This window comes from Methylobacterium sp. WL64, from assembly GCF_008039945.1.
Lineage (GTDB): Bacteria > Pseudomonadota > Alphaproteobacteria > Rhizobiales > Beijerinckiaceae > Methylobacterium.
This window is the reverse complement of sequence record NZ_VRVA01000017.1, coordinates 14,688-34,132: the sequence shown is the minus strand read 5'-3', so window position 1 is coordinate 34,132 and position 19,445 is coordinate 14,688. Positions and strand designations below refer to the sequence as shown.

At 72.2% G+C, this 19,445-nt stretch carries 18 protein-coding genes; 12 read left to right on the top strand and 6 right to left on the bottom strand.

The genetic code is table 11. The annotated features are described in order from the left end of the window. Positions 1-27 precede the first annotated feature (27 nt). A complete protein-coding gene (locus FV242_RS11090; RefSeq protein WP_147938957.1) occupies positions 28-897 on the top strand; it encodes an aldo/keto reductase family oxidoreductase in 870 nt (289 codons plus the stop codon). A 27-nt stretch (positions 898-924) separates the two neighbouring features. Here FV242_RS11090 and FV242_RS11085 read toward each other — a convergent pair whose 3' ends face one another. The 5 genes from FV242_RS11085 to FV242_RS11065 all read right to left on the bottom strand — a co-directional run bounded on the left by FV242_RS11085 (position 925) and on the right by FV242_RS11065 (position 5,968). Next, complete coding sequence (locus tag FV242_RS11085; protein WP_147938956.1) at positions 925-2,154, bottom strand: ABC transporter substrate-binding protein; 1,230 nt, start codon at positions 2,152-2,154, stop codon at positions 925-927. 134 nt (positions 2,155-2,288) lie between these two features. Further along, positions 2,289-3,173: a 3-keto-5-aminohexanoate cleavage protein gene (locus tag FV242_RS11080; protein WP_147938955.1), complete on the bottom strand. Its 885-nt coding sequence runs from the start codon at positions 3,171-3,173 to the stop codon at positions 2,289-2,291. A gap of 55 nt (positions 3,174-3,228) precedes the next feature. Further along, positions 3,229-3,987, bottom strand: coding sequence for an SDR family NAD(P)-dependent oxidoreductase (locus tag FV242_RS11075; RefSeq protein ID WP_147938954.1), 759 nt, complete (start codon positions 3,985-3,987; stop codon positions 3,229-3,231). After that, on the bottom strand, positions 3,984-4,931 hold the full coding sequence (locus FV242_RS11070; protein ID WP_147938953.1) for a 3-hydroxyacyl-CoA dehydrogenase family protein: 948 nt from the start codon (positions 4,929-4,931) through the stop codon (positions 3,984-3,986). The genes FV242_RS11075 and FV242_RS11070 overlap by 4 nt, the downstream gene beginning before the upstream one ends. Before the next feature lie 11 nt (positions 4,932-4,942). Then, positions 4,943-5,968, bottom strand: a complete 1,026-nt coding sequence (locus tag FV242_RS11065) for a cyclase family protein (RefSeq protein WP_147938952.1) — start codon at positions 5,966-5,968, stop codon at positions 4,943-4,945. A gap of 324 nt (positions 5,969-6,292) precedes the next feature. Between FV242_RS11065 and FV242_RS11060 the strand changes: the two genes are divergently transcribed. The 9 genes from FV242_RS11060 to FV242_RS11020 all read left to right on the top strand — a co-directional run bounded on the left by FV242_RS11060 (position 6,293) and on the right by FV242_RS11020 (position 16,898). Beyond that, the gene (locus FV242_RS11060) at positions 6,293-7,552 is read left to right on the top strand and encodes an ABC transporter substrate-binding protein (protein WP_147938951.1); all 1,260 of its coding nucleotides are present in this window, start codon (positions 6,293-6,295) and stop codon (positions 7,550-7,552) included. Between the two features lie 19 nt (positions 7,553-7,571). Then, a complete protein-coding gene (locus FV242_RS11055) occupies positions 7,572-8,447 on the top strand; it encodes a branched-chain amino acid ABC transporter permease (protein WP_147908346.1) in 876 nt (291 codons plus the stop codon). A 145-nt stretch (positions 8,448-8,592) separates the two neighbouring features. After that, positions 8,593-9,513, top strand: coding sequence for a branched-chain amino acid ABC transporter permease (locus FV242_RS11050; RefSeq protein ID WP_147908347.1), 921 nt, complete (start codon positions 8,593-8,595; stop codon positions 9,511-9,513). Then, positions 9,510-11,012, top strand: coding sequence for an ATP-binding cassette domain-containing protein (locus tag FV242_RS11045; protein WP_147908348.1), 1,503 nt, complete (start codon positions 9,510-9,512; stop codon positions 11,010-11,012). Before FV242_RS11050 ends, FV242_RS11045 begins: the two co-directional genes overlap by 4 nt. A gap of 246 nt (positions 11,013-11,258) precedes the next feature. Beyond that, positions 11,259-12,494 carry an acyl-CoA dehydrogenase family protein gene (locus tag FV242_RS11040; RefSeq protein WP_147938950.1) on the top strand — a complete coding sequence of 412 codons (1,236 nt, stop codon included), beginning with the start codon at positions 11,259-11,261 and terminating at the stop codon, positions 12,492-12,494. Then, positions 12,491-13,549, top strand: a complete 1,059-nt coding sequence (locus tag FV242_RS11035; protein ID WP_147938949.1) for a phosphotransferase family protein — start codon at positions 12,491-12,493, stop codon at positions 13,547-13,549. The genes FV242_RS11040 and FV242_RS11035 overlap by 4 nt, the downstream gene beginning before the upstream one ends. A gap of 1 nt (position 13,550) precedes the next feature. Continuing rightward, the gene (locus FV242_RS11030) at positions 13,551-14,327 is read left to right on the top strand and encodes an SDR family oxidoreductase (RefSeq protein ID WP_147938948.1); all 777 of its coding nucleotides are present in this window, start codon (positions 13,551-13,553) and stop codon (positions 14,325-14,327) included. A 28-nt stretch (positions 14,328-14,355) separates the two neighbouring features. Further along, positions 14,356-15,126 carry an SDR family NAD(P)-dependent oxidoreductase gene (locus tag FV242_RS11025; protein WP_147938947.1) on the top strand — a complete coding sequence of 257 codons (771 nt, stop codon included), beginning with the start codon at positions 14,356-14,358 and terminating at the stop codon, positions 15,124-15,126. Further along, positions 15,123-16,898, top strand: coding sequence for a class I adenylate-forming enzyme family protein (locus tag FV242_RS11020; protein ID WP_147938946.1), 1,776 nt, complete (start codon positions 15,123-15,125; stop codon positions 16,896-16,898). The genes FV242_RS11025 and FV242_RS11020 overlap by 4 nt, the downstream gene beginning before the upstream one ends. On the opposite strand, the gene FV242_RS11015 is transcribed toward FV242_RS11020, so the two are convergent. After that, entirely contained in the window at positions 16,865-17,431 is a 567-nt protein-coding gene (locus FV242_RS11015; RefSeq protein WP_147938945.1) for a hypothetical protein, read from the bottom strand. The genes FV242_RS11020 and FV242_RS11015 overlap by 34 nt on opposite strands. A gap of 443 nt (positions 17,432-17,874) precedes the next feature. On the opposite strand from FV242_RS11015, the gene FV242_RS11010 reads away from it, so the two are divergent. Continuing rightward, positions 17,875-18,120 (top strand): ferredoxin, encoded by a 246-nt coding sequence (locus FV242_RS11010; RefSeq protein WP_147857803.1) that lies wholly within the window; start codon positions 17,875-17,877, stop codon positions 18,118-18,120. A 1-nt stretch (position 18,121) separates the two neighbouring features. Beyond that, on the top strand, positions 18,122-19,402 hold the full coding sequence (locus tag FV242_RS11005) for an NAD(P)/FAD-dependent oxidoreductase (RefSeq protein WP_147938944.1): 1,281 nt from the start codon (positions 18,122-18,124) through the stop codon (positions 19,400-19,402). Positions 19,403-19,445: the final 43 nt, after the last annotated feature.

The window sequence follows — 19,445 nt, the reverse complement described above, 5'->3', positions numbered from 1 at the left end:
ATCCGGGGCGCACACAGGAGATTCGCCATGACCGACATCGCGCAGGCCGGCACGTTCGCGCTCGGCGACCGCACCGTGAAACGCCTCGGCTACGGGGCCATGCAACTCGCCGGGCCGGGCGTGTTCGGACCGCCGAAAGACCGCGGGACGGCCGTCGCGGTGCTGCGCGCGGCGGTGGCCGAGGGGGTCGACCACATCGACACCAGCGACTTCTACGGGCCGCACGTCACCAACCAGATCATCCGCGAGGCGCTCCACCCCTATCCCGACGATCTGGTGATCGTGACCAAAGTCGGCGCCAAGCGCGGGCCGGACGCCTCGTGGAACCCGGCCTTCTCCCCGGAGGAACTCACGCGGGCCGTCCACGACAACCTGCGCAATCTGGGCGTTGACGCCCTCGACGTGGTCAACCTGCGCCTGATGTTCGACGCCCACGGTCCCGCGGAGGGCCCGATCGAGGCGCCGCTCACCGTGCTGGCGGAGCTGCAGCGCCAGGGGCTGATCCGGCGGATCGGGCTGAGCAACGCGACGCAGGCGCAGGTCGCCGAGGGCCGGCGGATCACCGAGATCGTCTGCGTGCAGAACCAGTACAATCTCGCGCATCGGGCCGACGACGCCCTGATCGACGCGCTGGCCGAGGCCGGCACCGCCTACGTGCCGTTCTTCCCGCTCGGCGGCTTCAGCCCGCTGCAATCCACCGCCCTGTCGGAGGTCGCCGCCCAGCTCGGGGCGACGCCCATGCAGGTGGCGCTGGCTTGGCTGCTGCGCCGGGCGCCCAACATCCTTCTGATCCCGGGCACCGGCTCGCTCGGCCACCTGCGCGAGAATCTCGCGGCGGCCGCGCTGAGCCTGCCTGACGACGCGATGGCCACGCTGGGCGCGATCGGGGCCGCGTGACCGGCGAGGCGGCTGCCTACTTGGCCCCTACTTGGCCCGCAGGCCGGCCACCATCGGGCAGCCGCCCTCGCTCATCGGCCGGAACGCCTGCTCGGCCGGGATCGTCTCCAGCACCTTGTAGAGATCCCACTCGCCCTTCGACTCGGCGGGCGTTTTGGCCTCGAACAGGTACATCGGGTGGATCTTGCGCCCGTCCGGCCGGATCGTGCCCTTGCCGAACAGGGGATCGTCGGTGGGCAGCTCCTTCATCTTGGCCACCACGGCGGCGCCGTCCTTGGCCGAGTGCAGGGCCGCCACGGCCTTCAGGTAGTGCAGCGTGCTGGCGTAGACGCCGGCCTGGTACGAGGTCGGCTTCCGGCCGGACATGCGCGCGCCGAACCTGTCCGCGAAGGCCCGGGTGCCGTCGTTGAGGTCCCAGTAGAACGAGGCGGTGAACGCCAGGCCCTGGGCGACTTCGAGCCCCAGGGAATGGATGTCGGTGATGGCGATCAGCAGGGCGGCGAGCGTCTGGCCGCCCTGGCGGATGCCGAATTCATGCGCCTGCTTGATCGCGTTGGCCGCGTCGAGGCCGGCATCGGCCAGGCCGATCACCTGCGCGCCGGAGGCCTGCGCCTGCAGGAGGAACGAGGAGAAATCGGGGTTCGGGAAGGGCGTGCGCACGCCGCCCACGACCGTGCCGCCGCTCTTCTCCACCACCGCCTTGGTGTCGCGTTCCAGGGCGAGGCCGAAGGCGTAGTCGGCGGTGATGAAGTACCAGGACTTGCCGCCGCGCTTGAGCATCGCCTTGCCGGTGCCGTTGGCGAGCGCGGCGGTGTCGTAGGTCCAGTGGACGGTGTTGGGGGTGCAGGCCGGGCCGGTCAGGTCGGCGGTGCCGCCGCCCGAGTTGATGAAGGCCTTGTTCTTCTCCTTGGTGATCTGCGCCACCGCGAGCGCCACCGAGGAGGTCGGCACGTCGAACACCGCGTCGACCCCGTCGCGGTCGTACCATTGCCGGGTGATCGAGGCGCCGACATCGGGCTTGTTCTGGTGGTCGGCGGCCACGACCTCGACCTTCAGCCCCTGGGTCTCCGGCTTGAAATCCTCCACCGCCATGCGGGCCGCCACCACGGCGCCCTCGCCGGTGGAATCGAAGTAGACGCCCGAGCGGTCGTTCAGCACGCCGATCTTCACCGGCACGAGGTCGGCCGCGAGCGCCGCCCCGGCTCCGAGCGCGCACAGAAGCCCCGTCAGTGCCGCGACGCGGTGGCGGACCGTCATGTCTCACTCCCTGTTTCTTTGATCGCGGCGGCGTTGTTCGCCGCTCGGATGTCGTCCGAATGCAGTCTAGGCGGACCGGATCAGAGCCGATACCGGCCGGTGAGAGGATGCGGGCGATCCGTCAGGGCCTCCCCTCACCCGCGCGGCGCCAGCCCGAAGATCGCCCGCGCCTCGTCGGGCGTGGCCGGTTCACGGTCGAGATGGGCCAGCAGGCTGACGGCCTTCTCCACCAGGGCGGCGTTGCTGGGGGCGAGCACGCCCCGGGACAGATAGAGGTTGTCCTCCAGCCCGACCCGGACGTTGCCGCCCATCCCGGCGGCCACCGCCAGGATCGGAAACTCCTCCCGGCCGATGCCGAAGGCCGACCAGACCGCGTCCTCGGGCAGCCGCGCTCGCATCGCCACCAGCGCCTCGGCGGTCGCGGGCGCCCCCCAGGGGATGCCGAGACAGATCTGGAACAGGGGCGGCCGCGCCAGGTGCCCCTCGGCGATCAGGTGCCGGGCCAGCTCGATCTGGCCGAGATCGAACACCTCGATCTCGGGCCTCACCCCGGCCTCGCGGATCTGCGCCGCCATGGCCCGCAGATGCGCGGGGGTATTGAGGAACAGGTGCTCGCCGAAGTTCATCGTGGCGACGTCGAGGGTGCAGATCTCGGGGCGTAGCGCCGCGACGTGCCGGGTCCGGGTCTCGGGTGACGCGAAGGTGGTGCCGGGGCCGGCCGCCGACGGGTCGGGATCGCCGGGCACGAACCGGCCGCCGGCCCCGGTGGTGAGGTTGAGGATCACGGCCTCGTTCTTCTCGCGCACCCGCTCGACCACCTCGCGGTAATGGGCGAGTTCCATGCTGGGCGCGGCGGTCTCGGGATCGCGGACATGGATGTGGACCACCGCGGCCCCGGCGGAGGCGGCCTCCAGGGCGGATTGGGCGATGGCCTTCGGGCTCACCGGCACCGCCGGGTTCTTCTTCGGCGTGTCGAACGAGCCCGTGAGGGCGCAGGTGATGACGGTCGTCCGGGACATACTTTCCTCCCTGGCCTGATCCTGACGGTGCCGTCCCGCGTGTGGACGAGGGCCGCTATAGCGCCCCGCCATCCACCGTGATCGTCTCGCCGGTGATGTAGGCGGCGCCCGCGGCCAGGAAGAAGATCGTCTCGGCGATGTCCTCGGGCCGGGCCATGCGGCGCAGCATCGTGTGCTGCACCGTCGCGGCCTTGCGCGCCTCCGGCCACGGCTCGGTCCACGGGGTGGCGACGAGGCCGGGGGCGACCGCGTTGACGCGCACGTCCGGGGCGAGGGCCCTGGCCAGGCTGCGGGTGAGGTTGATCAGCCCGGCCTTGCTGGCCGAATAGGCGATCGAGGAGCCCCGCCGCCCGAGCCCGGCCACGGAGGCCGTGTTGACGATCGCCCCGCGGTTGTCTTTCAGACTCGCCGCCGCGGCCCGCGAACAGCGGTACGGGCCGAGGAGGTTCGTGGCCAGGATCGTGGCCCAAAACTCTTCCGTCATCGCGTCGAGGTCCTCGAAGGCGATCGGCGCAGTGGTGCCGGAGGTCCCGGCATTGTTGACCAGTACGTCGAGGCCGCCGAGCGCCGCGATCCCGGCCGCCACCATCGCCTCGGCCTCGCCGGGCTGCGACACGTCCCCGGGCAGCGCCATCACGGCCAGGCCCTCGGCGGCGAGACGCTCGGCCTCCGCGGGGCCGCGGGGATCGTCGGGGAGGTGGTTCAGCGCCACGCTGGCGCCGTTGCGGGCGAACAGCGTCACCGTGGCCAGCCCGATGCCCGAGGAGGCGCCGGTGACGAGGATGCGCCGTCCGGACAGGTCCGCGCCGATCATGGGCCCTCCATCCGGCCGATCCCGGCCATCGCCTTCTTCAAGGCCAGCAGCTTGCGGTCGCGCTCGCGGAACAGGTCCGCAGGCTCGCGCCCGCCCCAGTCGAAATAGCCGCGCCCCGCCATCACTCCGGTCCGGCCCCCGGCGCAGAGTGCGTCCAGGGTCTCCGACCGGGTCCGGGCCGGGGGCGGCGCGTAGCTGCCGTTCGCCAGGGCGCGCCGGGTCAGGTCCAGCCCGGTGAAATCGGCCTTGGCGAGGTGGCCGAGGATCGGGATGCGTAAGCTGAGCCCGTGGATGATCGCGTCGTCGATCTCGCGCGGCTCGGCGATGCCTTCGTCCAGCAGCCGGAACACCTCGGCGCTGATCGCCGACTGGATGCGGTTGGCGACGTAGCCGGGGATGAAGCGCTTGAGCACGATGGGCACCTGACCGAGGCCGAGCACGAGGTCGTGCATCGCCGCGATCACGGCCGGATCCGTGCCGGGCCCCGGGACCACGTCGACGAGGTCGACGATGTAGGGCGGCGTGTACCAGTGCATCACGAGCGCCCGCGCCTGCCGGGCCTGCGGGATCAGCGGGAAGACGTCGAGGTAGCTGGTGTTGCTCGCCAGGATCGCGTCGGCCGGGCAGAGCCGGTCGAGCGCCCCGAACAGCGCCCGCTTGGATTCCGGGTTCTCGGTGATCGCCTCGATGACCAGGCCGGCGCCCGCGACCGCCGGTTCGAGCTCCGCCTCGACCCGGACGGACCGGGCGAGCCGCGCGGCGTCCCACCCGTCCGGCGCAGCGCCGCCCTCCTGCAGGGTCGCCAGCGCGGATTCCATGAGCGCCGGCACCCGGGCACGGGTCTGCGCATCCGTGTCGGTGATCCGGACGCCGTGCCCCCGGAGCGCCAGCACCAGGGCGATGCCGTGGCCCATCAGGCCGCCGCCGACGATCGCGATCTCCATCGTGCCCTCCCTCAAACCGTCGCGATCGGCGTCGTCGGCGAGCCGACCGCCCCTGGCAGGCGCAGCGGCGGCGCCGTCAGCAGGAAGCGGCTGCGGCCATGGGCGCGCAGCCACTCCGCGAGCGGCGTCAGGTGCCACAGCTCGCCGAGGTTGATTCCGAGCTTGAACAGGCAGTGCTCGTGGAGCGGCAGCGTCGCGCAGCAGGCCGGTCCCACCCCGGCCGGATAGGCCTCCACGGCGTAGTTGTCGGCGATCAGCGCGCACAGCCCCGAGCGGGTGATCCAGTCGAGGAGCCGCGGGTCCCGGCCGTCGAGGCCGGCGCAGAGGTTGTGGACCTGCTTCGGATCGGGCGTGCCGCCCATGGCGATCAGCCGCTCGGCGAAGCCGGTGTGCAGGCAGACCATGTCGCCGGGCTCGATCACGACGCCGTCGGCCTCGAGGATCCGGGCGAGCTGGTCGTAGCCGACCTTGACCTTGGCGTCGCCGAGATGCGCGCGCAGGTCGATCATCACGGCCCGACCCTGCATGCCGACTTCGGCCAGGCGCTCGATCCCGAGTCTGTTCGCCCGGGACGGCTGGTCGGCCGCCTCGTTCGTGCTCGGGCCGACGATGTCCCGGCCGCCGCGGAAGCCGTTGTAGAAGGTCGGGCCGGCGCCGGTGCCGTCCGCATTGAACAGCGAGCCGACATGGGCGAGCGAATCCCACTGCGTCGAGTATTGCAGGTGGATCAGCGCGCGGTCGTCGCAGATCACGTCGGTGGCGCCCGCGACCTCCTCGCAGACCGGGAAGTTCATGTTCGGCCGGCCGTCGGCCCGCCGGGTCGGGGTGATCTGCGGCGGGTGGCGGCGCGGATTGAGGACGGTGCCGCCTGGCAGGTCCAGCGGCAGGCTGAGGCAGAAGGTCAGGCCCTCGCGGACCTCGGCGACGCCCTGGCGGACCTTCTCGGGGGTCAGCAGGTTCAGGCGCCCGAGTTCGTCGTCGGGGCCGAAATCCCCCCAGGTCGAGCCCTCCGGGCGCCGGGTCCAGCGCAGGCTCATGAGCGCCGCCCCGTCGCCCGAGGCCGCAGGACGCGTCGCCTCGCAGGAATTCGGGGCCGCGGTCCGGGGCGAACCCCGGCCGCGGCCGAGCGTGCGTTCCTCACCTGTCCGTCGCCCTTCTTCGAGGCCGTCGAGCCCGCTTTTCGCGGAGCCGGTGCGAGCCTAGGCTGGCGCGGCGCGAGTCGATACCCCGGTCGGAAAACGACTGGGCCGAAACGTCACCGGCCGGTCCCGGTGCGGGCCTTGTGCTCTGGTTTTGCGCGGATACAGTTCATCCCAAGCCCGCGAATAAAAAATTCGGGCACTTGGGATGAGGAATCGCCGATGTCCGAGACCGTGCGCGTCGTCGCTCGGCGTGCCCCGATTCGGCGCGCGCTGCCCACGCTGCTCGCTGCGGGGCTGATCGTGTCGGGACAGGCCCACGCGGCCGACCCGATCAAGGTCGGCGTGATCGCCGAGGCGCAGTCGGTGGCCGGCGCCGCGATCCCGAAGGCGGTCCAGCTCGCCGCCGACGAGATCAACGCCCAGGGCGGGGTCGACGGGCGGCAGATCCAGGTCGTGACCTACGACGACAAGAGTTCCGCCTCCGACGCGGTCCGGGCGTTCCAGCGGGCGGTCAGCGAGGACAAGGTCAACCTCGTCATCGCCAGCTACATCTCCGAGGTCGTGCTGGCGCTGATGCCTTGGTCGGCGCGGCTCAAGACCCCGATGATTACCCCGGGGGCCGCCTCCAACGAGATCAGCGTCGCCGTCCACAAGGACTACGCGCGCAACCGCTACACCTTCCACGGCTACCTGACCTCGCACGCCCTGGCGCAGTCGGTCTGCGACTCGGCCAAGGAGGCGCTGGTCGGGCTGCTCAAGGCGAAATCCGCCGCGATCATGAGCGAGGACGCGGCCTGGACCCGTCCGCTGGATGCGGCCTACGAGGAGTGCCTACCCAAGGCCGGGCTCAAGGTGGTGGAGCATGTCCGGTTCTCGCCGGATACGGGCGACTTCACCCCGATCTACAACAAGATCGAGGCGGCCAAGCCCGACCTGATCGTCACCGGCATCGCCCATGTCGGCGTGCAGCCCACCGTGCAGTGGCAGAACCAGCAGGTGCCGATCGCCATGACCGGCATCAGCGGCCAGGCGACTTCGTCCACCTTCTGGGCCAACACCAACGGCGGCACGCAGGGCGTGCTGTTCGACGCGATCGCCGTCCCCGGCGTGGCGATGACCGAGAAGACGAACGCCTTCACGGACGCCTACGTCAAGCGCTTCGGCGGCGCCCCGTCCTACGCGGGCTACATGGCCTACGACGCGATGCACTACGCGGCGGACGCGGTGAAGCGCGCCGGCTCCACCGAGGCCGACAAGCTGGTCGAGGCCCTGGAGAAGACCGACTGGCTCGGCACGGTCGGGCGCATCCAGTTCTACGGCAAGGACGAGACCTTCACCCACTCGATCAAGTACGGGCGGGGCTTCGTCACCGGGCTGCTGGCCCAGTGGCAGAGCGGCAAGCAGGTCGCGATCTGGCCGACGGAGGTGGCCAACGGCAAGCTGGTCCTGCCGCCCGCGGTCAAGCCGGCGGTGCAGTGAAGCGGGCGGGGAGAGCGCGATGATCGGCCTCCAGATCCTCGTCGACGGCTTCGCGATCTCGGCGCTCTACGCGCTCGGCGCGATGGGCTTCACCCTGATCTTCGGCGTCTCCGGCGTGCTCAACCTCTCGCACGGCGCGCTGATGGTGATGGCTGCGGTCGCCGCCTGGGCGGCCTCCGCCCAGTTCGGCCTCGGCTCCTACGCGGGCGCCGGGATCGGCATCCTGTGCGGGCTGGCCGCTTCCCTGGTGACCTACTTCGCCATCGTCGCGCCGATCGAGCGCAGCAGGGCGATCCCCCGGGAGGAGAAGGAGATCTTCGTCCTCACCGGCACCCTGCTCTGGGGCATCATGATCCAGGAGCTGGTCGCCTACTTCTTCACCGACAACCCGAAGACGGTCCTGCCGATCGTCGAGGGCGTGATCGAGATCGCCGGGGTGCGCACGCCCCGCAACGAGATCTTCACCGCGGTGATCTGCTGGATCGTGATCGGCCTGCTCTGGCTGTTCGTGAACAAGGCGCGGGCCGGCAAGGTCCTGCTCGCCGCCTCCATGAACCCCCGCGGGGTCACGCTGCTCGGCCACGACATGGGCCGGATCTACGTCGCGGTCTGGGCGATCTACGGGCTGCTAGCGGGGATCGCCGGGGTGCTGCTCGGGATGTTCCTGGGGGTGTCGTCCTACTCGGTGGGGCCGCTCACCGCGAGCGCCTTCTCGATCGTGGTGCTGGGCGGGCTCGGCAGCGTCACCGGCTCGCTGATCGCCGCCTACGTGGTCGGCTATCTCGAGACGGCCACCGCCTACCTGATCTCCCCGGCCTACCGGGTGATCCCGGCCCTGCTGCTGCTCGTGGCCGTCATGTACCTGCGCCCGCAGGGCCTGCTGGGGCGGCGGTGATGGTTCTTTCGGGACTCTCCCGCCGGCCCGAATGCCACATGCGCGACCTCCGCGGAACGCTCTCCCCTCTCCCGACCCGGCCTGACGGCCGGCCTACCCTCCTCCGCAGAGGGCGGATGGCAACGCGCGGAGGATGGAACCGCTCATGAAGCTCCTCACCACCCCGGGCTTCTGGGTCGCGCTGCTGGCGCTCGCCCTGGCCGCGTTCCTGCCCTGGTGGGTCTCGGGCTACATCCTCGGGCTCCTCACCATCGCGTATTATTTCGGCGTCTTCGCCATGGCCTGGGACCTGCTCTTCGGCTTCGCCGGCGAGGTGAATTTCGGCCCGACCTTCCTGATCGGGCTCGGAGCCTACGGGGCCGGCATCCTCAACAACCGCTACGAGCTGCCGATCCCCTACTGCCTGGCGGCCGGGACCGTGCTGGCGGTGGTCGGCGGGCTGGCCCTGGCGCTGCCGGCCCTGAAGGTGCGGGGTCCGTATTTCGGGCTGATCACCCTAGTCGCGGTGCTGCTCCTGCAGAACATGATCGTGGTGTTCTCCGGGATCACCGGCGGCGAGATCGGGCTCACGGTGCCGGACGTGATCTCCATCGACGCCGACACCAATTACTGGATCGCGCTCGGCTTCATGGCCTTTGCCGGGCTGGTCCTCACGGCCATCGCCCGCTCCCCGGTGGGGCTGATCCTGCAGGCTGCCGGCCAGGACCCGATCGTGACCGGCGCGCTCGGCTTCAACGTCGCCAAGCACAAGCTGGCGGCCTTCGCGGTCAGCGCCGCCTTCTCGGGCCTCGCGGGTGGGCTGGTGGTCTTCTACATGGGCACCGCCTCGGTCGGCACGCTGATCGACACCGCGGTGGGCGTGCAGGTGATCATCGCGGCGGTGCTCGGCGGGCGGCGGACCATCGTGGGCGCCGCGCTCGGGGCGGTGTTCCTGATCGCCGCCGGCGAATTGCTGCGCCCGCTCGGTCCGCTCTCGACCTTCGTGGTCTCGGCCGTGGCCCTGCTGGTCATCCTGTTCGTGCCCTCGGGGCTGCTGGGCCTCGCATCCATCCGGAGAGCGCGATGACCGTCGCCGTCAGGCCTGCGCTGAACGCCGCCCCCCTCGCCGAGCCCTGCCTCACGGTGCGGGGCCTGACCAAGCGGTTCGGCGGCCTCGTCGCCGTCAAGGACATCGACCTCGATCTGCGCCCCGGGGAGATCCTGGGACTGATCGGGCCGAACGGCTCGGGCAAGTCCACCGTGATGAAGCTGATCATGGGGCTGGAGCGGCCGAGCGCCGGCTCGATCCGCCTCGACGGCGCCGAGATCGGCGGAATGCCGGCCCACCGGGTCGCCCGCCAGGGGATCGGCCTCGTGTTCCAGCACGCGCGACCGCTCCAGCGGCAGACCGTGCTGGAGAACATCAGCCTCGCGCTGCTGCCCGACAGCCTGATCCGCCTGGCCGCGGATCCCCACGTCGCGCGCCGCGCAAGGGACATCGCCGAGCGCGTCGGCCTCGGCGCGGTGGCCGACCGGCGGCCCGGTACCCTCCCCTTCGCGGACCTGCGCCGCCTGGAACTCGCGAAGGCGATCGCCCGCGACCCGCGGGTGGTGCTGGTGGACGAGCCGTTCGCGGGCCTGACCGGGGGCGAGGTCGCGGCCTTCTCCGAGCTGATCCGGGGCTTCCGGGACGAGGGCAAGGCCGTGCTCCTCGTCGACCACAACGTGAAGAGCGTCGCGGCCCTCGTGGACCGGGTGTTCGCCATGTATCTCGGCGAACGCATCGCGGAGGGCTCGGCCGAGGCGGTGATGGCCGACCCGACGGTGCGCCGGGTCTATCTCGGCGGCAGCATCGAGACCGCCGCCAGGCCCGAGGCCGCGTTCAAGGCGGATTCACTGCTCACCGTCGAGGGCGTCGACGTGCTCTACGGCAAGGCGCAGGCCCTGCGCGCCGCCTCGATCCACGTCCACGAGGGCGAGTTCGTCTCGGTGGTGGGCCTCAACGGCGCCGGCAAGACCACGCTGTTCAACGCCATCTCGGGCCTCGTCCCGCATTCCGGCACGATCCGGTTCGACGGCCAGGATCTCGGCCGCATGAAGCCGGCCGCGATCGCCCGGGCCGGGATCGTCCAGGTGCCCGAGACCCGCGAGCTGTTCGGCGACCTCAACGTGCGCGAGAACCTCGATCTCGGCGGCCAGCACGTCACCAAGGCCGAGAGCGTGCAGCGGCGCGAGTGGCTCTACGAGCTGTTCCCGATCCTCAAGGCCCGCGAAGGCCAAACCGCCCGCACGCTGTCGGGCGGCGAGCAGCAGATGCTGACCATTGCCCGCGCCTTGATGATGCGCCCACGCCTCCTGATCCTCGACGAGCCGACGCTCGGCCTCGCCCCGGTGATCCTGGAGCTGCTGTCGAAGGCCCTGGAGCGCCTGCGACAGACCACGCCGATCACCGTCCTGCTCGGCGAGCAGAACGTCACCTTCGCGCTGCCCCATGCCGACCGGGTCTACGTGCTGGAACAGGCCCGCATCGTCTGGGAAGGCCCGCCGGACCGGTTCGCCGGCGAGATGGGATCGAAGTATCTGTGAAGGGGGGAATCGGACCCGCTGCTCCCCCTCCCCCCTTTGCGGGGGAGGGTGGCCCTCGCGTCAGCGGGGGTCGGGAGAGGGGAACCCGGCATCAGAAAGGGGCGGAGCGGTGATGAAGGCCGCCAGCCTTCTTCGGCACCGTCGCTCCCCTCTCCCGACCCGGCCTGACGGCCGGCCCACCCTCCCCCGCAAAGGGGGGAGGGAGAGGCGCGGATCCCATCGGAACGAAACTCGGGAGCGGACACCGTGGATTTCGACCTCTCCCCATCCCAGACGCACTGGCTGACCCGGGTCCGCGCCTTCATCGCCGACGCGATCCAGCCCGCCGCCGCCGCGGTGGCGGCCGAGCGGGCGGCAAGCCGCGCGCCCTCGCCCACCATGGAGCGGCTGAAGGGCCAGGCGCGGGCCGAGGGCCTGTGGAACCTGTTCCTGCCGCCCTCCCCCGAGCATGACACGGACGCCTACCGCGGCGCCGGCCTGACCAACCTCGATTACGCGCTCTGCGCCGAGGCGATGGGCCGGGTCGGCATCGCGTCGGAATGCTTCAACTGCGCGGCGCCCGACACCGGCAACATGGAGGTGCTGCACCGCTACGGCAGCCCGGCCCAGAAGGAGACGTGGCTGCGGCCGCTGATGGCCGGGGAGATCCGGTCGGCGTTCCTGATGACCGAGCCCGACGTCGCCTCCTCGGACGCCACCAACATCGAGACCGCGATCCGCCGCGACGGCGACCACTACGTCATCGACGGACGCAAATGGTGGTCCACCGGGGTCGGCGACCCGCGCTGCACCCTCGCGATCCTGATGGGCAAGACGGACCCGGACGCGCCCCGCCACCGGCAGCAATCCCAGATCCTCGTGCCCATGGACACGCCCGGCCTGCGGGTCGCGCGCCTGCTGCCGGTCTTCGGCTACGAGGACGCGCCCAAGGGACACGGCGAGGTGGTGCTCGAGAACGTGCGCGTCCCGGCCGAGAACCTGATCCTCGGCGAGGGGCGCGGCTTCGAGATCGCGCAGGGGCGGCTCGGGCCGGGGCGCATCCACCATTGCATGCGCACCATCGGGGTCGCCGAGGCGGCGCTCGAGGCCATGGCCCGGCGCCTCGTCTCGCGGGTCGCCTTCGGCAAGCGCATCAGCGAGCAGTCGGTCTGGGAGCAGCGGGTCGCGGAGGCGCGGATCGACATCGAGATGACCCGGCTGCTCTGCCTGAAGGCCGCCGACATGATGGACAAGGTCGGTGCCAAGGGTGCGAAGCTCGAGATCGCCATGATCAAGGTCGCCGCCCCGCGGATCGCCCTCAAGGTGATCGACGACGCGATCCAGGCCCATGGCGGCGCCGGCGTGTCCGAGGATTTCGGACTGGCCAGGATGTACGCCCATATCCGCACCCTGCGGCTGGCCGACGGGCCGGACGAGGTGCACAACCGCTCCATCGCCCGGCTCGAATTCGGGCGCTACACCAACGCCCGGGAGGGTGCATGAGCGGCCCCGACGCCTTCTCCGGCGTGAAGCCGGTCGAGCCGCGCCAGCGGATCGACGAGGCCCGGCTGGCCGCCTGGCTCGCCGAACACGTCCGCGACTATGCCGGGCCGCTCACCGTGCAGCAATTCCGCGGCGGCCAGTCGAACCCGACCTACCGGCTGGAGACGCCCGGCCAGGCCTACGTGCTGCGGCGCAAGCCGTTCGGGCCGCTCCTCCCCTCCGCGCACGCGGTGGAGCGTGAGTTCCGGGTGATCGGCGCGCTCTACGGCGAGGGGTTTCCGGTTCCGAGGCCGTTCGCCCTCTGCGAGGACGAAACGATCATCGGCGCCGCCTTCTACGTGATGGAGGCGGTGGGCGGCAGCGTGCACTGGGACGGCACCCTGCCCGGCCTCGACCCCCATGCCCGGCACCGGCACTATGCCGGCATGATCGCGACGCTCGCGCGCCTCCACGCGATCGACCCGGAGGCGGCGGGCCTCGCCGATTACGGCAAGCCCGGCAACTACTTCGCCCGGCAGGTCGATCGCTGGACCCGCCAGTACCGGGCCGCCGAGGACGGCCGGCTCGCGGATGTGGAGCGCCTGATCGCCTGGCTGCCCCGCACCGTGCCCGAGCAGCAGGGCACGGCCATCGTCCACGGCGATTACCGCCTCGACAACCTGATCTTCTCGCCCGACGGCGGCGTCAGCGCGGTGCTCGACTGGGAGCTGTCGACCCTCGGCGATCCGCTCGCCGATTTCAGCTACCTGCTGATGCATTGGGCTTTGCCGGCGGACGGGCGCAGCGGCCTCGGCGGCCTCGACCTGCCGGCGCTGGGCATCCCGACCCGGGAGGAGGCGGTGGCGCTCTACTGCCGGGCCGCGGACCGGGCGGCCCTGCCCGACCTCGACTGGTACTTCGCCTACAACCTGTTCCGGCTGGTCGGCATCCTCCAGGGCGTGGCCGCGCGCGCCAAGGCCGGCAACGCCGCGAGCGAGCACGCCGCCGCCATGGCGGCGCGGGTGCCGGCTCTGGCCGCCGCGGCCTGGGCGTTCGCCGAGCGCGCGGGGGCCTGAGATGGATCTCGCCGGTCGCGTCGTCGCCGTCACCGGGGCCGCCCGGGGCATCGGCCGTGCGCTCGCCGAGGCCGCCCACGCGCGGGGCGCCTGCGTCGTCGCCCTGGACCGGGACGGCGCCGGGGCCCAGGCCGTCGCCGCCCGGCTCGGCGGCCGCGCCTGCGCGCTCGACGTGGCCGATCCCGATGCCGTGGCCGAGTCCATCGCGCGGATCGAGGCCGAGACCGGGCCGATCGCGCTGTACTGCTCCAATGCCGGCATCCTGGAGCGCGACCCGGATCCCGGGCTCGCGACCTCGGCCGATCCGGCGAGCTGGGAGCGCGCCTGGTCGGTGAACGTGATGGGCCACGTCCACGCGGCGCGGGTCCTGGTCCCGCTCTGGCTCGCCCGGGGCGAGGGGGCGTTCCTCGGCACCGTCTCGGCGGCCGGATTGCTGAGCCAGATCGGTAGCGCGACCTACTCGGCGACCAAGCACGCCGCCCTCGCCTTCCTGGAGCACCTCGCCATCGCGCATGCGGGGGACGGCATCCGGATCGCCGCCCTGTGCCCGCAGGGCGTCGACACCGCCATGCTCGGTGCCGCGAGCGCCGCCGCCCGCGACGGCGTGCTCGCGCCCGAAGCCGTGGCCGAGGCGGCCTTCGACGGGCTGGCCGCCGGCCGGTTCCTGATCCTGCCGCACCCGCAGGTCGCGGACTACGCACGCCGCCGGGCGGACGACCCCGAGCGCTGGCTCGCCGGCATGGCGCGCCTGCGCCGGTCGATGCTGGACGCCGGATGACCCCCGACGGACCCAGGGAGGACGCGCCATGTCCCTGTTCGATCTGACCGACAAGGTCGCGCTGATCACCGGCTCGTCCCGGGGCATCGGCCGGGCGATCGCCCTGCGGATGGCCGAGCACGGCGCGCGGGTGGTGATCTCGTCGCGCAAGCGCGAGGCCTGCGAGGCGGTGGTGGCCGAAATCGAGGCCGCCCACGGCCCGGGCCGCGCGGTGGCGATCCCGGCGAGCATCTCGGTAAAGGCGGAGCTGGAGGATCTGGTCGCCCGGACCGAAGCCCGGTTGGGTCCGGTGGACGTGCTGGTCTGCAATGCCGCCAGCAACCCGTATTACGGGCCGCTCGCCGGCATCTCGGACGCCCAGTTCCGCAAGATCCTGGAGAACAACGTCCTGTCGAACCACTGGCTGATCCAGATGGTCGCCCCCGGGATGGTCGCGCGGCGGGACGGGGCGATCGTCATCGTCTCGTCCATCGGGGCGCTGAAGGGGTCGCCGGTGATCGGCGCCTACAACGTCTCCAAGGCCGCCGACCTTCAGCTCGCCCGCAACTACGCGGTCGAGTACGGCCCGGCCAACGTGCGGGTGAACTGCCTGTGCCCGGGGCTGATCCGCACCGATTTCGCCCGGGCCCTGTGGGAGGATCCCGAGATGCTGGCATCCACCACCGAGGCCGCGCCGCTCCGCCGGATCGGCGAGCCTGACGAGATCGCGGGCGCGGCCGTGTTCCTGGCCTCGCCGGCTGGCCGGTTCGTCACCGGCCAGGCGCTGGTCGTCGACGGCGGCGTGACGATCGCGCGATGACGAGCCCCGATCCCCGCCTTCCCGCCGGCTGGCCGGCCCTCTCCTTCCGCGAGGCGGAAGCGCGCCTCACCGCACCAGGGGCGCCGTTCGCGATCGCCACCCTGCCGATCCGGGGCGTCCCGACCCGGATCTGGACGAGCGCGCCGCCGACGCTGCGCGACCTGTCCCGCATCGCCCGAGGGCACGGGGACCGGACCTTCGTGGTCTACCGGGACGAGCGCGTCACATTCACGGGCTTCACCCGGGCCGCGACCGCCCTGGCCCACGCCCTGGTGGCCGCCGGGATCGGTAAGGGCGACCGCGTCGCCATCGCGCTGCGCAATCTGCCGGAATGGCCGGTCTGCTATTACGGTGCCCTGCTGGCCGGGGCGATCGCGACGCCGCTGAACGCGTGGTGGACCGGGCCGGAACTCGCCTACGCGCTCCGGCATTCCGGCGCCCGGGTGCTGATCGCCGACGGCGCCCGGTTCGAGCGGATCGCCCCCCACCGCACGGAATGCCCGGCCCTGGAGCAGGTTTTCGTCACGCGGATGGAGCCCGACGACCGAATGACGCCACTCTCCGCGGTGATCGGCCCGGTGGCGGACTGGGCCGCTCTGCCCGAGCGGGCCCCGCCCGACATCGCCCTCGACCCGGAGGACGACGCGACCCTGTTCTACACCTCGGGCACCACCGGCCGGCCCAAGGGTGCGGTCGGCACCCACCGGGCTGCGGCCACCACCGTGATGGCCTACCCCTATTCGGCGTCGCGCAGTGCGCTGCGCCGGGGCGAGACGCCGCCGAAGCCCGATCCGTCCGCACCGCAGCGGGCCTCGCTGCTGGTGATCCCGCTGTTCCACGTCACCGGCTGCCACGCGAGCCTCGGGGCGGCGCTCTACGGCGGCCACCGCCTGGTGATGATGCATCGCTGGGACGCCCATGAGGCCCTCGACCTCATCGACCGGGAGGGCTGCACCGGAGCCGGCGGCGTCCCGACCATCGCTTGGCAGCTCGCGACAGCCGCCCGGGAGGCGGGCCGGCCGCTGCCGAGCCTCGAATCGGTGACCTATGGCGGCGCGCCCGCGGCCGGCGACCTGGTGCGCGCGCTCGGCGAGGCGTTCCCGAAGGCGGCCCCCGCCACCGGCTGGGGCATGACCGAGACCTCGGCGACCTTCACCCACCACCAGGCCGAGGATTATCTCGCCCATCCCGAATCCTGCGGCCCGCCCCTGCCGGTCTGCGAGGTGCGGATCCTCGATCCGCTCGGGCAGGACCTGCCGCCCGGCAGCGTCGGGGAGCTGTGCGTGAAGGGCCCCAACGTGGTCCGCGGCTACTGGGACGACCCGGACGCCACCGCCGAAATCCTGTCCGACGGCTGGCTGCGCACCGGCGATCTCGCGCGCGCCGACGACGAGGGGTTCCTGACCATCGTCGACCGGATCAAGGACATGCTGATCCGCGGCGGCGAGAACATCTATTGCTGCGAGGTCGAGAACGTCCTCTACGCGCATCCGGACGTGATCGACGCGGTGGTGCTGGCGGTGCCCCACCCGACGCTGGGCGAGGAGCCCGGCGCGATCGTGGCCCTGGCCGAGGGGGCCCGGACCGGACCCGAGGAGATCCGGGCCTTCGCGGCCGAGCGGCTCGCGGCGTTCAAGGTTCCGGTGCGCGTGGTGGTCTGGGACGGGCTCCTACCCCGCAACCCCGCCGGCAAGATCCTGCGGGCGCCCCTGCGGTCGGTGTTCGCGGTCGGATCAGCTCAGAACGGCTCGCCCTCGTCGTCCGGCCGGTAGACGCGCAGCGACCGGCCGTCCGGGAACTCCACCGTGCGGCGGCGTACCACCATGTAGCCGGCGGCCTCCGCGGCACGCAGGCGCTCCAGCCGCTCGTCGGCATAGCCGGGGCCGTAATTGTAGGCCCGATAGCGCGGATAGCCGTCCGGCAGCGGCGGCGGTGGGGGCGGTGCGACCGCGACCATCCGGTGCGGACGCATGGGCCGGGCCGCCGCTGCGGCGACACGCGACCGGTGCGCCGTCGTGGCGCCCCGCGTCGTAGCGACCCGCTTGGCCTCCGGGGCGGGGCGGCGCGTCGCGACGCGCTTCTGAGTGGGCCGTGCGGCGACCGCCTTGCGGGCCGGTGCCGCGGCAGCAAGAGTCGATGCGGGCGGCGGATCGGCTTTCTGAGCCTCGGCCGGGCTCGCGGCCGGGGCCACCTTGCGGGCTGGCGGGTCGGTCCAGCCCGAGGCCGGCTCGGCGCGCGCGCCGGTCGCGCCCAGGGCGAGGGCGAGGACGAGCGCGGCGAGACTCGTTCGTGCACCGTACGGCATGGTGCCCTCCTGAGATCGCGGTGTTTCGGATCGGTCCGCTGGGCCGCACGACAATAGAGCGAACCGTCGCGCAGGGGAATTCCGCAGCATCATTTCGACGGCGATCCCCCAGGACATTTTTAGATCAGTGAATCGTTCCCGATGATCCGAGCTGCGAAGCTGGAGATCGGCTGGCTTGAGAGGAGCGCGTGCCCGTTGCTTCAAACCGGTGTCCGGCTCGGCTGGACGGGCCTGCCGCGGCGCGAGCCCTTGAACCGAACCGCGGGCTCCGTACCCGTCGCGTCGGCGATCCGGCGCAGCGTCTCCACAGTGGAGCTCGAAGGCCCCGATTGCCATCGCGGGTCCCGGCCCGATCCGTTCCCATCGTCTCAGCCCGTTGCGTCTGCGACGGCGGGGACGGCGTTTTGCGCGGAACTCGCTGCCCCCGCCGTGGTTGCACCGCCATGTCCACCCCCGCCGATGCGTCCTCCGGCTCACCACCCGGCCTGCGGGTGTGCGTCGATCTCAACCTCTGCCAGGCCTACGCCCAGTGCTGTTACGCGGCGCCGCGGCACTTCCGCATCGAGGGACACGAGGCGCTGTTCTACGATCCCGCCCCGGCCGCGCAGGACCGCGCCGACATCGAGCGGGCGCGCGTCGCCTGCCCGGTCCAGGCGATCCGGGTCGAAGATCCGGGGCAGGCTGCCTGAGATGGCGTCGGGATCGACCACCGAGCGCGCGATCGTGGTGGGCGCCGGCCTGGCGGCTTTGCGCGGCGCCGAGGCGATGCGGGAGGCCGGGTTCGCCGGTCCGCTGACCATCGTCGGCGCCGAGCCGTACCGGCCCTATGACCGTCCGCCACTCTCGAAGCACGTGCTCACCGGCGAGACCGGACCGGACGCGACCGCCCTGCCGAGCAGCCTCGGCGCGGACGTGGAATGGCGTCTCGGAAGCCCGGCCGAGCGCCTCGACCGGGGGGCGCGCACCCTCCACCTCGCGGACGGGCGCGCCCTGCCCTACGACCGCTTGCTGATCGCCACCGGCACCCGCGCCCGGGCGTGGCCAAACCCCCATGAGGGCCGGCTGGCCGGCGTCTTCACCCTGCGCGGGCGGGATGATGCCGCCGCCCTGCGGACCGCGCTGGCCGCGGCTCCCCGCCGGGTGCTGGTGATCGGCGGCGGCTTCATCGGCTGCGAGGTCGCCAGCGTGTGCCGGCAGCTCGGCCTGCCGGTGACCCTGGTCGAGCCCGGGCCGACGCCCCTGGCCCGCGTCCTTGGAGGCACGGTCGGGGCGTTCATCGGGGCGATCCACGAGGGGCGGGGCGTCGATCTGCGCTGCGGCAGCGAGGTCGAGTGGCTCGAAGAGGCGGATGGCCGGTTCGTGCGCGCACACCTCACGGACGGCACCCGCATCGACGCGGACGTCGCGGTGATCGCCCTCGGGGCCGTCCGCAACACCGAATGGCTCGACGGCTCCGGCCTGTCGGCGGATCCGGGCGGCGTCGATTGCGACGCGGCGGGCTACGTCCTCGACACCGACGGGGCGGCCGACCCGCGCATCGCCGCCGCCGGCGACGTGGCCCGGTTCCCCCACCCGCTCTACGGCGGGCGGCGCGTGGCGCTGGAGCATTGGAGCCAGGCGGTGGCGCAGGGCATCCATGCCGGGCGGCTGCTGGCCGGGGCGAAGCCCGAGGGCCCCTACGGCGCGTTGCCGACCTTCTGGTCCGCGCAGGGCAGCGTGGTGGTCAAGTCCGTCGGGCTGACCGAGGGCGCGGACGCCCTGGCGATCACCCATGGCGAGCCCGGCACCGGCCGCTTCCTCGCCGTCTACGGACGGGCGGGGCGGTGCATCGCGGCCGTCTCGGTGGACAGCGCCCGCTGGTTGCCGGCCCATGCCGAGCGGGTCGCCGCCGGCGCGCCGTTCCCGCCGGACGGGACCGCCGCCGATCGCCCGGCGAAAGGGATCACCCTCCTCACCCCCGGCTTTCCCTGACCGCTCAGGCGCCCCGCCCGGGATCCCGGGCGACGCGCCGAGG